Consider the following 16,171-nt stretch of genomic DNA (forward strand, 5'->3'; position numbering starts at 1 on the left):
GACCGCGATCCTGTGCGGCGCCGTCTTCTACGTGGGCGCCGTCGGCACGGTGATGTACCTTCTCCCAGAACCCCAAGAAAAAAAACCAGGGACCCGCGGGGCACACGAGCCCCGCTTCACCCCCCCCCTCCGCCCCCACCCCACCCCCCCCCCTCCCTTTTTTTGGGCCCAACCCTTCGGGGGGCCTCTCCCCCCCCCCCCCCCCCGTTCTGGGTTTCGGGCGACCCCCCCCCCCCGGGGGGCCCCGGGACCGTGCCGTCGGCGGTTCCGCCGCCCGTGGGGACCGCGGCGCCGGAACCGCCTTCTTGCGGAGCGCCTACGTCTCGTCGATGCTCGCGCCGGCCGGCATGACCGCCACCAGCGAGACCAGCGAAGCGTCCAACGGCCCCTGGTACATACGCACTTCGTCGATGGCGCCGGAGAAGTACTCGCTACCGGCCGAGCCGGTCAGGGTCCGGCCGATCTGGAGGCCCGTCTTGCCGAAGTCCCACGTGTTGTCCCAGGGGGCCTCGGCTGCCGCGACACCGTTGACGTACAGGAGCACGTCGCCGAAGACCGCGTTGTAGACGAGGGCCAGATGGTCGCCGTCGCCCTCCGAACTGGGCAGGTCACCGTTGTCCAGGACGGTGGTGGTGACCGGGGCGGCCGTGTCGGCACCTGTCACCGCCAGCTGCCAGCGGTTGCTCGCGGCCAGGTACTTCACCGTGACCGCGCTGCCGTTCGTGCCGGACAGCGAGAGGACCGTCTCGTTGCTGCCCGGGTTCGTCGCGGCGAGCCGGGCGCGGGCCGTCAGCGTGAAACTGTCCTGTGCGGAGAGCAGGCCCGCCGCCCTGGAGGCGTAGGCGGTCGTGCCGTTCAGCGCCAGGTGTCCGTCGCCCCACAGCGGTTCGGCCGGGGGTACGCAGTCCGGATCGAGCTCGGGATCGCAGGAGTCGTCGGGCAGATAGATGGAGGCTCCGCCGCCCATCGTCAGCCCGGTGCCGCCGCCCGTCTCCGGCGAAACGGAAGACGTCGCCTCGTCCAGCTGCCAGTAGGCGAGCTGGTGGGGCTGGATGCCGCCCAGTTCCTGTCCCTCGGTCTCCGGGATGACCCGGTCGTGCAGCTTGACGTCGGCCACGCTGCCCTTGAGGTAGCTCGTGTAGCCGCCGAGGGAGAGCCTGCGGCCGATCTGCAGGCCACCGGTGGCATTCCAGGTGGTGCGCCGGGCCTGGACGTCGTCGGCGACCAGGGTGCCGTTGACATAGAGCATCATCTTGCCGAGTTCCGCGTCGTAGACCCCTATGAGGTGGGTCCAGACGTCAGGGACGGCGGCAGCTCCCGAGACCTTCCAGGTGCCGAGCGACTCCATGTCACTGACCGGTGTCCGGAACATCCATGACTTGGTGTCGGCGTCGTAGGCGAGCTCGAACCCGGGCTGGGACGTGCCGTCCTGGCTGACGACGGTCATGCTCTCGGTGGGCAGCGAGGGAAGCATCACCCAGGCGCTCACGGAGAAAGTCTTTCCCGTGTCGACGGCCGGTGCGCCGGCGTCCAGGTAGGCGTTCGCGGTGCCGTCCAGGGAGGCGGCGGTGTCGGTGGAGCCGAGCGGTCCACCGGCCCCGAAGGCCACCCCGGAACCGGCGGTGGCACTGGGTGCTCCGTTGCTGCCGGCCGCCTTCGAGGCTCCCTTGGCGTCACCGAGCGTCCAGCCCGCGACCGGGGCACGGCCGTCGCTGACCAGGAAGGTATGGGTGGTCGAGGTCAACTGCGGGTTGCCCGCTCCGTCGATCGCCGTGACGTGCAGGAAGTACGGGCCTTCGCTCGGCGGCATCCAGCGGATCGTCGCCGGGCCACCGGTCGATTCGGCGTTCACTGTCAACGGCGTGTTCACGGCATGCGGCCCGGTGAAGTAATACTTGTACTTCGTCACATCGGTGGATGGCGAGTCCACGGTGAAGTCGCCGTAGTCACCGGTGCCCGCGTGCCAGGCGTCGTCGTCCGGGTACAGGGCCGAGGTGATCACGGCCGGCTTGGGCTTGGTGCTGTCGAAGATGAACTCGCAGCGGGTCTGGTCACCGTCGGTGGACCAGGGACCCCACGACGTCTGGTCATAGCCCTGGACCGCCCAGGCGACGGTGGTGTTCGGCGGGATGGTGAAGCCCGGCTCGCCGTCGCCGGTGACGTCGCTGCCGATGACGTACTTGAACACGGCCTGGCCGGTGTTGCCCTTGCCGGTGGTGTTCTGCTTGCCGGTCGTCGCGTAGTGGTCGATCTCGACGCCGGAGCTGTTCGTCCACCAGACCTTGAACTTCGCCTGCAGGGACTCGGTGTTGCCCTTGACGTCGTTGTGGTCATAGTCCTCGATCACCGCGGTCACGTGCGGCGCTTCGGTCACGTAGTGCTGGGTCGCCTTGCCGTACTCGCATGCGCCGCCGGGAGCCATCTCCAGCTGGTCCGCGTCCGGCTGGAGCGGCGGTCGGTTGTACGTCACCGAGACGTACGCGTTACCGCAGAAGCGCTTCCAGTACGAGGTGTCGGACTCGCTGGCCGCCTTGAGACGGAACGTGGTGGTGTCCCAGCCGCTGTCGGCCGCCTTCTGGATCGTGCTCTTGGCGTCGAACCGCACGTTCTGGTTGGTCGACGTGCAGGAACCCGCCGGGTTGGTCGGGGACTTGGAGGCGACGGTGGCCTTCGAGGACGGCTGGTTGGACCAGTTCGTCGACGAGCTGATCGCGCTCGCGCCACCGCTGTTGACCCGGGCCAGCTGTACCTCGCGCGCGGAGTCGCTGTAGGTGAACACCATCGTCACCGCGAACTCGGCATCGACGATGTCCTTGCCCTCGAAGGTCCCCGTGGGGATCGCGAAGAACTGCCGCTTGACGTCGTCGCTGCTGGCGCAGCGGAAGGACACGTCGGACGGGCAGCGGCCCACGCCCTCGTCGTCGTCGAATTTCCAGTACGAGTTGGAGGACCAGTGCGAGGACACCATCGTCCAGCTGCTGCGGTTGGCGGTTTTGACGACGGGGTCGATGTAGACCGGGAACACCGTGTCTTCGTCGGCGAGCAGCCGGGCGTCCGGGGTGAGCGTCATGGTGTCCGGCGCCAGGCCGACGGCCACATCCGCGACCTGGGCTCCGTCGGGAGGTGTGACCGCCTCGGTGTCCGCGGTCGCCTGGGCCGACGGGGAGGGCGACGGCTTCGCGCCGTCCGCTGTCCCACTCCCGTGACTGGAGTCCCACATCAGAGGCTGTGGCGCCTCGAAGACCGTGCCTCCGGAGCCGCTGTCGATGGCGGTCAGCCCGCCGTCCGCGGTCTTCTTCAGCTCGACGGACGAGGAGGACTCCATGGGCAGTTCGAGCCGGGCCAGCTCGGGATTGGCCGCTGCCTTCGCGTCCTTGACCACCAGGATGTGCGAGAAGCCCTCGGCACTGGCGGTGACCTTGAGGTCGACGCCGTCCATGACGTTCTTGTACGTGGCGGTCGAACCGTCGATCTTCGGCTCGGGCAGTTTGCTCGGCCAGTCGAGGGCCAGCGAGCGTCCGTCCTTGTCTATCTCCGCGAACGTCGAATCGCCGCCGCCGGAGAAGGACATGGCGGTGAGCGCGGCCCGCGGCGCGTACGACCCGTTCCGCTGCCTGACCAACGTCGTGTCGATCGCCGTCCACTTGCCGTTCTTGCGGGTGCGGACGGGCTGTACGTACTGGGTGACGGTGAAGGTGCCGTCCGGGTTGGCGACGGTGGTGCTCCGCTCGTCGCGCAGACTCATCACCTCTACGGAGTCACCCGACTTGGCGGCCGCGGCCTGCGCGGCGTCCTGGGTGAGCGCCGGACTGTCGGAGCTCTTCGCGGCCTTCGCCGCATCGGTCTGCGTCGCTCCACCGAGGGTGGACGCGCCGCTCATACCGGTCGTCAGCAGGGCCGCGAGAGCCGTGCCGACAGCGACGGCGCGACGCCTGCCGCGCGGTCTTTCGTGCATACGGAGTTTCATCGTGCTGTGTTTCCCTCTCCCCGGACTCCCCGAAGTCCCTGAACCGCCGGTCATCCCACCGCTCCGAACGCCACGCCCTCGTCGGGCAGCCCTGCCGAGCCGGGCTTGTAGGTGGTGGTCCCGGTGCTCGTCGTACCGTCGATGTCCGTCCATGGAAGGACGTAGAGCACTCCCTTGGGACTGTCCGAGGCCTTGCTGTACGGCACACCGAGGTAGAGGTTGCTGGTACCCGAAGCCAGGGCGAGGCCGTTGTAGTCGCGCAGGGTGGCGGTGCCCGGCAGACCCGAACCGCGGATGAGGAACTTGTCGGCGGTGCCGACGGCCGCGTCCAGCGGCCGGAAGATCTGGACGGCGCCCGAGTCCTTCACCGAGGCCGTGTCCTTACCCGGCACGCCGACAGCGAGGCGGACGGTCGCAGGGCTGGTGACGACGCTCGTGTCGGTGTTGACAATCGCCACCCGCTGGCCGAGGAAGTCCCCGGCGACCGGGTCGCCCTCGACGTTGGCGACGGCGGCGTCGATCCACGTGATCTCCGTGTATGCGCCGGAGGGCTGGATCTTCACGACCAGCGCGCTGCCCGCGTCGGCGGCCGTGCCGATGTCCTCGTTCGGAGCGCCGATCGCCAGCAGGGCATCGGAGTTGTACGTCTGGTCGCTCGGCCGGTAGTTCGTCATGGAGAGCGCGGTGCCGAAGCCGTCACCGGCCTCGGCGACACCACTGATCCCCGCGGCATCCTGGTCGAGCCCGACGAGCGGCGTGGGCAGCCCACCGGTCAAGCTGTGACTGAAGACAGTGACACCGCCGGCGAAGGTCTCACTGCCGATGGCCTCGCCCGGTGCGCCGACGGCGAAATAGCGATTGGTTCCGGCCAGCGAGTAGCCGAAGCGGTCATTTGCCTCGACAAGACCAGGGACGCCCGGGTCATTCTCGTTCACCGGGACCCTGGTGGTGCCCTGCACGTACTCGATGCAGCCCGCGTCCCCGTAGGTGGTCCCGCTCTCGGTGACGTTCTCGCCAGGCACACCGACGACCAGGTAGGGCGCTCCGGTGGAGGTTTCACCCGCCCTCACGGCGTAGCCGAACCAGTCGTACGCCTCGGTGGACGTGGTCTGGTCGAGCTGTGTCTGGGTGTACCCCTCGATGACGGAGCCGGCACCGATCCCGGTGGGCGTGCCATGGATGACGTAGACCGCTCCGGCGTCGACGAGTTGGCTCCCGTCCTTGGCGACATCCTCGTACGGGGTACCGACGACCAGATCCGTGCACCCGTCGCCGTCGGCGTCGTAGGACGTTCTGGAGAAGCCGAAGTGATCGCCCGCCTCGGGCGTGGCAGCCATACCGCTGGTCGCCTGGGAGATCTCGGAGACCCCCTTGCCGCCTCCCAGGACGACGCGGACCAGTCCGGCACCCTTGGCCCCGCCCACCGTCGCGTTCGGATCTGCGATCACCGTGTCGGAGATCCCGTCACCGTTGAAGTCGGATGACGTTCCCGCCGTACATGAGGCGACAGCCGCCGCCTGAGTCGACCCCAGGGAGACGAGCCCCACCGTAAAGAAAGCGCTTGCTAGTACAGCCGACAATCCCGCCAGCCGTGTACGCGTACGCACACCCCACCCCTCGCTGCTGCTTTGAGCGGACACACCCCGTCCACTCTGTGAATGTTGCTAACGGAGACTAAATATGGGGTGAGTAAAGAGTGTCAAGCCCAAGTCAAAGGCCTTTCACGTCCCTGAATTCCGCACGACGGGAAACGTCTCGGCGCTTTCCGGTTCCAATGAGAAATAAAAGCCCACCCGAGAGGAAGAGGTGGCAAAACGGCATTTCAGGCGTGATGGACCTCACTGCACAATCCACCCTCTTGACCCGACCCTCACTTTATGAAGATAAGAAAACCACAACATCTTCACAAGGTGATCCACGTGCATTCCGCGCGCCGACCACAAACCCAGGCTGTGTGGCCACGTTCACCGGTCCGCACCCGGTACGGGCCCCCGGGACGTTCCCGCCGAACGCGCCGTCTCCGACCTGGCGCATGACCTCAACTCCCAGCATGTCGAGGCGAGTTGACTGATAGTCTGGTGAGACGACCCATAAACCTGGTGTTGTCGCGGCGGTGGGCAGGGCCTCGGCGGCCACCCGGTGCCGGCCGGGTCGAACGGGGTCGGCGGCTTCGCGGAAAGAACGGCCGGCCTCTGACTGGTCTTGGTCGATCACATCGGTGACGCTGTACTGTGTCCGTGGGCACAGGAACACAGGAACAGGGGCCCGTGGCCTCCATCAGGCAAGACGCCAAGGGCGCCTGACTGTGAGTCGGCTGTCCGACAGGACGGTGCCGGTTGCCTGGGTCGCCCTGTCTGCCCAGGAGCATGTGGACAGAATCTTTCACGGTGCTCCACGGCTTACTGTCGGGAACGAGCCGGCCGCGGCGGCGGATGGGCTCAAGCCCCCGTGTCCCCGCCGCAGAGCGTGAGGCGGATGCGAGCGGGGAATGGCCGGAGACCGATGGGCCGACGACGGAAAAATGCCATGTTTTCGTCGAGGAACGTCGACGGCCGAGGCTCGGCGTAAAGGGTCGTCGCAGAGTACGGCAAACAGGACGACGATACTGCGTCGGACCAGCAGGACGAGAGCCGCGACCTGACGTTTCCCAAGCTGCGCTTCCCGTCTTGACGGGCGTGTGATTCCGATTGAAAAAAAATGAGGCAAAATCCGCGGAGCACGAGGCGTGTTCGAGTTGCCGATCACCACGTTGGGGCGGGATGTTCGCCGCGTATGAATAATTCTAATCTGCAAATCGCTGGTCCGGTATAAGCCGTGGGCCCGGTCAGGGCGACGAGCCCGCGTCACCCCGCTTCCGTAAATGTGCTGGAGGGCCGAAGGGCTCGAGCAGTGTGGCACCTCCGGGTGGTCGAGCCCGGGAGCCGGAACAGGCTCCGGCGCCGGAGGAGAGAACCGTCCTGCACGGGTCGGAACCGCGAGATCTCCCCCACCGGGTACGGCGGGGTTCGGCGCAGGGCGAACGGTCCGCCCTGGCACGTATGCTCGCCGGGCGTAACCGTCCCCCCGGAAGCGAGAACGAAGTGAACTACAGGGTCCAGCCCAGCGCCCAGGTCGACGAGACCGCCGAGATCGGCGCGGGAAGCAGCGTCTGGGACCTCGCGCAGATCCGCGACGGCGCCCGCCTCGGCGAGGGCTGTGTGATCGGTCGTGGCGCGTACGTTGGCTCGGGCGTCCGCATGGGCGACAACTGCAAGCTGCAGAACTACGCGCTCGTCTACGAGCCCGCCGAGCTCGGTGACGGTGTCTTCATCGGCCCGGCCGTGGTCCTCACCAACGACCACAACCCGCGCTCCGTCGACCCCGACGGCAAGCAGAAGAGGGGTGGCGACTGGGAGGCCGTCGGCGTGAAGATCGCCGACGGCGCCTCGATCGGTGCCCGCGCGGTCTGCGTCGCGCCCATCAGTATCGGCCGCTGGGCCATGGTGGCCGCCGGTGCCGTCGTCACCAAGGACGTGCCGGACTTCGCCCTGGTCGTCGGCGTTCCCGCGCGACGGGTCGGCTGGGTCGGCAGGGCGGGCGTCAAGCTGATCGAGCACGCGGGCGAGGCCGACGTGTGGGAGTGCCCGCAGACCGGCAGCCTTTACGAGGAGAAGGACGGCACCCTCGTCGAACGCGGCGCCTGAGGCCGGGCGAAACCGGCTGAACGTCGCCCAGCTCGTCGGGGAAGCGGTTCTTGCCTCGCTCTCCAGGCTCACGGTCGGCCGTCCATGTGGCCGCCGAGCGGTCGCCGCGTACGACGGTCGAGATCTCCGGCTCAGTTGCCGCCTGAGCCGGCAGGTCAGTCTTCGGTCTGCGCTCCGGGACGCGATGGGCCGGCGTTCTCTGTCACCGGAACAGAGGACCAGTGACGGTCGACGACGAGAGGCAGGCCCAGAACGACCGGCGTCCACATCAGGACACCGAGGCGGTCGGCCTCCTGGACGAGCGGATGGGCCGCGACCGCACACGCTCCGGTGAGCGCGGTGGCGAGAGCGAGCAGGCCCAGTCCGTTGCCGTACCGGGCCAGCGCCCAGGCCGCGAGGACCGTGAGGACCAGAAAGTACGGCAGTCCGGCCTGCTGGGCGATCCAGTCCCGCGCGAACCGGCCGGCGAGACCCAGCAGCGCGCTCCAGGGATCGGCGATCTCCGGAGTCTCGAAGTGATGGGTGAAGGTGTCCTGAAGGGTGGCCTGTGAGGAGGCCAGCCCGAGAATCCGTATCGCGGCGACCACCCCACCGGCTGTCGCCGCGGAGGACACCGCGAGGACGGCCGTACCCCGGTGGCGCAAGGAGCCGTTGCGGCACAGAGCCCACGTCGCGGCCGCGCCGAGGACCACCGCCAGCACCAGGGCCGACGAGTAGCGGGTGACCCCGCCGGCCACGTACCCGAGGGCCACCAGGGCCGTTCCTTTCGCCATGGACCGGTGCCTGAGCAACAGCAGACCACCCCAGAGCACGCACAGAACGCACACCGTGAACAGCCCCTCGCCCAGAGCCTGGGCGCTCCACCAGCCGAGCGGTGAAGCAAGGAACGCCACTTGGCCGACCGTGGCGGCCCGCAGGTTCAGCCCCGCACGGCCGAGCAGCCCGAACAAGAGCAGCGATCCCCCGGCGGCCAGGAGCACTCCCAGCAGTCGCATCCCGTTGAGCACCCCGAAGGCGCCGACGAACGGCGCCGCGAGCAAGGGGTAACCCGGCCTGCCGGAGAAGATGGCCTGGTAGCGCGCGTCACCGGTGGTGATGTCGGGGGCGTCGATCCACCGGGCGAGGCAGGCACGTTCGGCAGTGGCACTGAGGGCGTGCCCGCTCTCGTGGACCGTCGGCCGAAGCTGCTCGTCATGCGCCGCGCGGTCGGCGCGGCTGGCGCAGAAGGCGGCGAGCGCCGTGCGATGCGCCTCCTCGCGCGAGGCGCCGAGATACTGCTCCGCCGCCCGCGCGTACCGGTAGGAATCCGGGAAAAGCGTCCACCGCGGCCCCGCGACGAGCTGGAACACCGCGTACAGCACACAGACCGACAGCGGCAGAACGGACCGGCTGCGGCGCACACGGGCAGCGATCCGTGCCGTAGGGGACGCGGTGGCGGCGGTGAGGACAGCGGGCAAGTGAGGATCCTGAGCAGTGGGCGGCCGGCCCAGGCAGCGTGGCGAGGGCCGGATCGTACGACGACTTCCAGGCGGACCGAGGCGCCGGCCCCAGGCGCCTGTTCCGCCGGCTCTTCCCCTCCACGTCACGGCAAGGGCCCGTCCAGTATGCCTGGACGGGCCCTTGCGACGCGGGGTGGGGTGTCAGCCGCCGATGACAACCCGGCGAACGCCCTTCCAGGCCTCCGCGTCGGTAGTACGGCGTCCGTCGACCAGGACCGTGACGTCCGGCAGGTCCGCCGGGGTCAGCGTCCGGTACTCGGCGTGGTCGGCCTGCAGAACCGCAGCGGTGACCTTCTCACCGGCGTGCGGGGGCAGACCGTGCGCCGACAGTTCCTCGGCCGTGTACATCGGGTCCGAGACGAACGGGACGGCGCCACGGGCCCTGAGCGCCTCGACGGTCGGGAAGACGCCGGAGAAGGCCGTCTCCTTCACGCCGCCGCGGTAGGCCGCGCCCAGCACGAGGACGTTCACGCCGGTCAGGTCGCCGTAGGCGGCCGCCAGCAGGTCCACGGCGTACTCCGGCATCGCCGCGTTCGCCTCGCGGGCTGAGCGGACGACGGTCGCGGACGGGTCGTTCCACAGGTACATCCGCGGGTAGATCGGGATGCAGTGGCCGCCGACGGCGATGCCCGGCTGGTGGATGTGGCTGTACGGCTGCGAGTTGCAGGCCTCGATGACCTTCTTGACGTCGATGCCGTTGCTGTCGGCGAAGCGCGCGAACTGGTTCGCCAGCCCGATGTTGACGTCGCGGTAGGTGGTCTCGGCGAGCTTGGCGAGCTCGGAGGCCTCGGCGGTGCCCAGGTCCCAGACGCCGTTCGGCTGCGGCAGGTCGGCGCGCTCGTCGAAGTCGAGCACCTGCTCGTAGAACTCCACGCCCCGGGCGGTCGACGCCTCGTCGATGCCGCCGACCAGCTTGGGGTAGCGGCGCAGGTCGGAGAAGACACGGCCGGTGAGGACCCGCTCCGGCGAGAAGACCAGGTGGAAGTCCTCGCCCGGGGTCAGACCCGAGACCTCGGCCAGCATCGGCGCCCAGCGGGTGCGGGTGGTGCCGACCGGCAGCGTGGTCTCGTAGGAGACGAGCGTGCCCGGCTTGAGGCCCTGGGCGATGGCCTTCGTCGCGGAGTCCATCCAGCCGAAGTCCGGCGTGCCCTCGGCGTCGACGAACAGCGGAACGACCACGACCACGGCCTCGGACTGCGCGACCGCTTCCGCGGTGTCCGTCGTCGCGCTCAGCAGCCCGGCGTCGACGGCCTGCTTGAGCTTGACGTCCAGGTCGTGCTCACCGGGGAAGGGCTCGTTGCCGGCGTTGACCAGCTCGACGACCTTCTCGTTGACGTCCGCGCCGATGACCCGGTGCCCCTTGGACGCGAACTGCACGGCCAGCGGAAGCCCGATCTTGCCGAGGGCTACTACACAGATGTTCATGGACGGTCGCTACTTCCTTTTCGAACGGCTCGTGGGGGAACCGCTCGGCTTCGGACCGGCGGATCGGGATGTCAGTCGCCGGGCGAGGGCCGACTTCGCCCGGGAGGCCAATGACCGCTTCGGCGGGTGCAGGGGACCCGTGGTGATCACCACGCGGCCCTTGGGATTCACTGTCGCCCGTGCGTGGTACGGGTCCTCGTAGGCGCCCCAGCGGCGCGCCGGCGGCATGGGCTTGCCCTTGCCGCGCACGGGGATCTCGTACGTCGAACCGGCGACGTCGAGGTAGACCCGGGCGCCCAGTTTGGCCGAACGCCGCTCGAGCGGGATACGCGCGTGCAGCACCGTGGCGGCGCCGTCATCTGCGAGTTCGGTCGTGAACTCGCCGACCGAAGCGGGGAGTTCGTGGCCCTCCGGGAGCTTTCTGGCCTTGGGCTTGTCCGCCGACGCGGGCATGGCACCCTGCACGAGGCGCAGGACGGCTCCGTCGACGTCGCCGAGGACCGGCAGCCGCAGGGTGGCCGTGTACGTGATTCCGTCGCCCTCCTGCTCCCAGGTGGAGGCGAGCAGTTCGGTGCCCTGCGCGAGACGGCCGGGGACGGCCTCACCGACGAGCTCGTAGCAACGGTCGGACAGGCCGATGCGGGGATCCCGGAAGCCCGGGTAGCGGGCGTAGGCAGCCTCGCCCTCGACGACGAACGGCGGTGCCCCGTTCGCCTTCTCCGAGGTGATCGCCTCGCACAGCTCGTCGACCGCGCCCGCCTGGGCCAGGCAGATGCGTACCCGGCGCTTGACCTCCATGGCGTCGCGGATGCCGTCGGTCAAGTAGGCGTCGGCGAGCCGCGCGATGCCCGCGCAGATCTCACGCTGGAGCCCGCGGTCGAGCGCGGGGAAGTCGTCCTGTACGAGCTTGGCCACTTCCCAGGTGAAGTGCCGGCGCAGTACGGCGTCGCGCTCCGGGCCCGCCTCGACGAGACCGGCCGTGAAGTCCATGATCTCCACCGCGCACTGCAGCCGCGCCAGGTGGTCGGCGCGGTAGGTGATGTTGCTGGCGTCGCCCCGCTTCACCGCGTAGTAGCAGGTGTAGTCGGCCACCACGGAGATCTTCCGCGCACGCACGCAGGCCTCGATGGTGAACGGCTGGTCACTGCCCACGGGCAGGTGCTCGGGGAAGCGCAGCTTGTGCTGCTCGACCATGTCGCGCCGGAACAGCTTGGTGTTGGCGAGCGTCCACGGCAGGGCGGAGTCGGTGAGGCCGACGTCCGGGTTGTTCTCCTTGTAGAGAGCCTGGTGGACGTACCGGCCGTTCGTGCCGACCATCTTGCCGACGACGACGTCGGAGCCGTGCTCGTCGGCGCAGGCCACCATGCGCTCCAGCGCTTCCTCGCCGAGGTGGTCGTCGGAGCCGATGAAGTAGACGTAACGGCCCGTGGCGATGTCCAGCGCGCGGTTGCTGGGGGCGGCCGGGCCACCGGAGTTGGCCTGGTGAAGCACCTTGACGGTGCCCGGGTACCGCTCCGCGAAGCGGTCGAGTTCGGCACCGCTGTCGTCGGTGGAGCCGTCGTCGACCGCGACGATCTCCAGCCGTTCAAGGCCGATGCTCTGCCCGATCAGGGAGTTCAGACAGTCCGTCAGGTAGGGCATGGTGTTGTAGACCGCGACAACGACGCTGACGTCGGGTGTACCGCTCATGTCCGCGCCTCCACCGGTGTCCGCTCGGCCGCCTGCCGGGCCCCGCTGCCGGGCAGCAGCCCGCTGTAGACCTCGTCCAGCACGTCGGCCTGGGCCTCCCAGGTCCACTGGTCGAGGACCCCGGGCTTGTCGTAGACGCTCCGGTAGCGCTCGGCGTCGCCCAGAACGGACTTCACCGCGCGAACGTAGTCCTCCACGTCCTCGGCCCGGAACACCTCGCCCTGCCCGGTCTCCTCGACCATGGAACCCATCGTCTTCACGTCACTGACCACCAGCGGCAGCCGGGCGTGGGAGTACTCGAAGAACTTGGTGATGAGCGCGATCTCGTGGTTCGGCCAATGGTGGATCGGGATGACCCCGAGGTCCGCGGCCGCGAGGAAACGCACCACCTGGTAGTGCGGCACGTACGGCACGATGTGCAGCCGGTCGCCGACCCCCAGCTCCTCCGCCCGTGCCCGAAGGGTCCGCATGTACTCGGACTCGGTGTTGAGCACGACGAACGCGGTGTGCACGTCCGACAACTGCGGCAGCGACTCGACCATGGTGTCGAGGCCGCGCTGCGGAGCGGCGGAACCGCTGTAGACGGTGAGGGGCACGTCGGGTCCGATGCCGCACAGCTCCCGCAGGTCCGGAACGGGCTCGGCCGCCTGCTCCGGCGAGACCTCGGCGTCGGGCGCGTTGAGGACGACGGTGGGGCGGGCCTTGAGACCGTGCCGCTCCTGGAGCATCCCGGCGAGGGTGTCCGAGACCGTCGTCACGGCGTCAGCGTGCCGCGAGTACTCCAGTTCGTGTGCGCACTGGGCGACGTGCCAGCGCGGGTGCGGGCTCCACGGCTTGATCCCGGGCAGGAACTCGTGGGCATCCCAGACGAGCTTGACCTTGTGGCCCTTGGCGCGGGCGCGCAACGTGGCACGGGCTCCGACACCCAGCATGCGGAAGTCGTTGGCGTGGACGAGGTCGGGCTTGAGCTCGTCGATGACCTTGCCGTACGCGAGCTCGTAGTCCCAGAGATGGGGGTCGAGCCTGCGCCAGGCGCGGGTGCCCATGGTCTTCTTCCAGAAGGCGGTGGTGAACCTGTCCAGAGCGGAGTCCATGTCCTTGCGCCGCTTCTCCAGCGCCATGGTGCTGCGGTGGCGCAGTTTCACCCAGGAGTACAGCAGGCGAGCCAGGAATCGGGGCGCCAGGAGCCTCAGCCGGCCGAGGGCCGAACCCTCCTGCTTGGCGAGGATCAGCCGGATGTTGAGGTCGGCACGCCTGGCCTTGATCTTCTGACGCCGGTACGCGGCCAGCGGACCGGGCCGGTAGGCGAGCGGGGCACGCAGCACGGCAGGCCGGTACTCGTGGCGTCGGCGGGACATCGGACCGGGCACCGGCAGAAGCCGGACCTCGGCGTCACCGATCTGCCAGGTCTGCTCCTTCTTCCCCTTGGCCTTTCCCAGCAGTACGACGTCCCAGCCCGCTTCGGCGGCCGACCTGGCCTCCTTCTGCACGCGCGAATCGCCGTTGACCCCGTTGTCGACGAGCATCACGATCCGCCTGCGCACGGGCCGGTCCGTCGACGTGTTGTTCTCAGCTGCCATGGATGGCCAGGTCCTCCGAAAGAAGCGAAACACTGCGGTTGTTCAGCGCCGACTCCAGCACAGCCGCCGCCACCTCAACCGTCCGCGTGCCCTGACGCAGGGTGCAGATGTCGGCCGGCTTGCCGAGCACGGCGTCGCGGAACAGCTCGTGTTCGACGAGGAGCGGCTCGCGCTTCGGGATGGCGTAGCGGATCATGTCGCCCTCGGAGACACCGCGGAAGGCCTGGAGGGCCTCCCATTCCGTGGCCATCGCGGAGTTGGAGTGGAACGTCAGGTCGGCGGTGAGGGTGTCGGCGATGAAGCAGCCGCGCTCGCCGGTGACCGAGGTGAAGCGCTCCTTGAGCGGGCTCAGCCAGTTGACGAGGTGGTTCACCATCGTGCCGTCGTCGAGGCGGCCGACCGCGGAGACCATGTCCTCGTGCTCGCGGCCGCTCTTGGAGACGGTGTGCGCGGCGATGGAGACGTACTCGCGCCCGGTCACCCAGCCGGTGAGGTCGATGTCGTGGGTGGCGAGGTCCTTGACCACGCCGACGTCCGCGATGCGGTGCGGGAAGGGACCCTGGCGGCGGGTGACGACCTGGTAGACGTCGCCGAGCTCGCCGGCCTCCAGCCGGGCGCGCATCGAGCGCAGCGCCGGGTTGCACCGCTCGATGTGGCCGACGCCGGCCACCAGGCCGCGCGACTCGAACGCCTCGACGAGACGGTGTGCGCCCGCCACGGTGTCGGCGACCGGCTTCTCGATCAGTGCGCAGACACCGGCCTCGGCGAGCTGCATGCCGACCGGCTCGTGCAGCGCCGTGGGGCAGGCCACGACGGCGTAGTCGATGCCGAGCCCGATGAGCTGCTCGACGGTGTCGAGGACCGGCGAGCCCTGGGCGGCACCGAACTTGTCGCCCATCGGGTCGACGACGGCGACGAACTCGACGCCCTCCAGCCCGGACAGGACGCGGGCGTGGTGACGCCCCATGGAACCGAGGCCGACGAGTCCGGCGCGCAGCTTCTTCCCACTGCTCACAGCTCGGCCCCCAGCGCGTTCACGGCGGACACGATGCGCTCCAGGTCCCCGGCGGACAGACCCGGGTGGACCGGCAGCGAGACGACCTCGACGGCGGCGCGCTCCGTCTCGGGAAGGTCCCAGGTGCGGCCGGCCTTCTGGTCCGGCTCCCAGTACGGCTTCAGCCGGTGGATCGGCGTCGGGTAGTACACGGCGTTGCCGATGCCGGCCTGGGTCAGGGCCGCCATGGCGGCGTCGCGGTCGCCCCGGACACGCACGGTGTACTGGTGGAAGACGTGGCGCGCGCCCTCGGCGACGCTCGGCGTGACCACGGACGGCGCGCTGATGTGCTCCGTCAGGTACGCGGCGTTGGCGATGCGCTGCTCGGTCCAGCCGTGGAGCTTGGCGAGTTGCACCCGGCCGATGGCGGCGGAGACGTCCGTCATACGGACGTTGGCGCCGACGATCTCGTTGGCGTAGCGCTGCTCCATACCCTGGTTGCGCAGCAGGCGCAGGGTGCGGGCGATCTCCGCGTCGGCGGTGGTGACCATGCCGCCCTCGAGGCTGTGCATGTTCTTGGTCGGGTAGAAGCTGAACGTTCCCGCGCTGCCGAAGGCGCCGACCGGCGTTCCGTGCAGGGCGGCCGCGTGCGCCTGGCAGGCGTCCTCGACCACGGCTAGTCCGTGGCGCTCGGCGATCGCCATGATCCGGTCCATGGCCGCGGGGTGGCCGTAGAGATGGACCGGCATGATCGCGGCGGTGCGCGGAGTGATGGCCGCCTCGACCGCCGCCGGGTCCAGACAGAAGCTGTCCGCCTCGATGTCGGCGAAGACCACGTCGGCGCCGACGAGCCGCACCGCGTTGGCGGAGGCCGCGAAGGAGAACGACGGGACGATGACCTCGTCGCCCGAGCCGATGCCCAGAGCGAGCAGCGTCAGGTGGAGCGCGGAGGTACCGGAGTTGACCGCGACGCAGTGCCGCCCGTCCACCACGTCCGAGAACTCCGTCTCGAAGGCGGCGACCTCGGGGCCTTGTACGACCCGGCCGCTGCGCAGTACGCGTACCGCGGCCTCGATCTCCTCCTCGCCGATCACGGGTCTTGCGGCGGATATCAGCTCATGGGCGTCGGTCATCGACGTCCCCTCCTCATCAGCGACCTCTAGGGCGCACCACTTTGTGCATGGGTCGGGAAGGGACGGTGTCGAGCGTGGCACGTCCGCATCCCTGGAAGTGCGCCGGCTTTGCGACGGCGATTGTTTCCCGCAAGACCCTGCCCCCTGGGGTGCCTCGCGTGGTCTACGACCCGCATGTCACCAGCAGCCGAGTCCGCGGCC

At 69.1% G+C, this 16,171-nt stretch carries 9 protein-coding genes; 1 reads left to right on the plus strand and 8 read right to left on the minus strand.

Going from position 1 to position 16,171, the window contains the following annotated elements; genetic code table 11:
* Window positions 1-316 precede the first annotated feature (316 nt).
* On the minus strand, window positions 317-3,955 hold the full coding sequence (locus tag ACZ6KY_RS30470; RefSeq protein WP_469313478.1) for a LamG-like jellyroll fold domain-containing protein: 3,639 nt from the start codon (window positions 3,953-3,955) through the stop codon (window positions 317-319).
* A gap of 62 nt (window positions 3,956-4,017) precedes the next feature.
* Window positions 4,018-5,415: an integrin alpha gene (locus ACZ6KY_RS30475; protein ID WP_469313479.1), complete on the minus strand. Its 1,398-nt coding sequence runs from the start codon at window positions 5,413-5,415 to the stop codon at window positions 4,018-4,020.
* A 1,632-nt stretch (window positions 5,416-7,047) separates the two neighbouring features.
* Here ACZ6KY_RS30475 and ACZ6KY_RS30480 point away from each other — a divergent pair.
* The gene (locus ACZ6KY_RS30480; protein ID WP_469313480.1) at window positions 7,048-7,650 is read left to right on the plus strand and encodes an acyltransferase; all 603 of its coding nucleotides are present in this window, start codon (window positions 7,048-7,050) and stop codon (window positions 7,648-7,650) included.
* 155 nt (window positions 7,651-7,805) lie between these two features.
* On the opposite strand, the gene ACZ6KY_RS30485 is transcribed toward ACZ6KY_RS30480, so the two are convergent.
* The 6 genes from ACZ6KY_RS30485 to ACZ6KY_RS30510 all read right to left on the minus strand — a co-directional run bounded on the left by ACZ6KY_RS30485 (window position 7,806) and on the right by ACZ6KY_RS30510 (window position 15,970).
* A complete protein-coding gene (locus tag ACZ6KY_RS30485) occupies window positions 7,806-9,107 on the minus strand; it encodes a hypothetical protein (RefSeq protein WP_469313481.1) in 1,302 nt (433 codons plus the stop codon).
* A 183-nt stretch (window positions 9,108-9,290) separates the two neighbouring features.
* The gene (locus ACZ6KY_RS30490; RefSeq protein WP_469313482.1) at window positions 9,291-10,574 is read right to left on the minus strand and encodes a nucleotide sugar dehydrogenase; all 1,284 of its coding nucleotides are present in this window, start codon (window positions 10,572-10,574) and stop codon (window positions 9,291-9,293) included.
* Between the two features lie 9 nt (window positions 10,575-10,583).
* Entirely contained in the window at window positions 10,584-12,263 is a 1,680-nt protein-coding gene (locus tag ACZ6KY_RS30495; protein WP_469313483.1) for a glycosyltransferase family 2 protein, read from the minus strand.
* Window positions 12,260-13,843 carry a glycosyltransferase family 4 protein gene (locus ACZ6KY_RS30500; protein WP_469313484.1) on the minus strand — a complete coding sequence of 528 codons (1,584 nt, stop codon included), beginning with the start codon at window positions 13,841-13,843 and terminating at the stop codon, window positions 12,260-12,262. Before ACZ6KY_RS30500 ends, ACZ6KY_RS30495 begins: the two co-directional genes overlap by 4 nt.
* Complete coding sequence (locus tag ACZ6KY_RS30505) at window positions 13,833-14,858, minus strand: Gfo/Idh/MocA family protein (RefSeq protein ID WP_469313485.1); 1,026 nt, start codon at window positions 14,856-14,858, stop codon at window positions 13,833-13,835. The genes ACZ6KY_RS30500 and ACZ6KY_RS30505 overlap by 11 nt, the downstream gene beginning before the upstream one ends.
* Window positions 14,855-15,970 carry a DegT/DnrJ/EryC1/StrS family aminotransferase gene (locus ACZ6KY_RS30510; protein WP_469313486.1) on the minus strand — a complete coding sequence of 372 codons (1,116 nt, stop codon included), beginning with the start codon at window positions 15,968-15,970 and terminating at the stop codon, window positions 14,855-14,857. The genes ACZ6KY_RS30505 and ACZ6KY_RS30510 overlap by 4 nt, the downstream gene beginning before the upstream one ends.
* Window positions 15,971-16,171 lie beyond the last annotated feature (201 nt).

This window comes from Streptomyces sp. NPDC042002 (genome assembly GCF_055588305.1).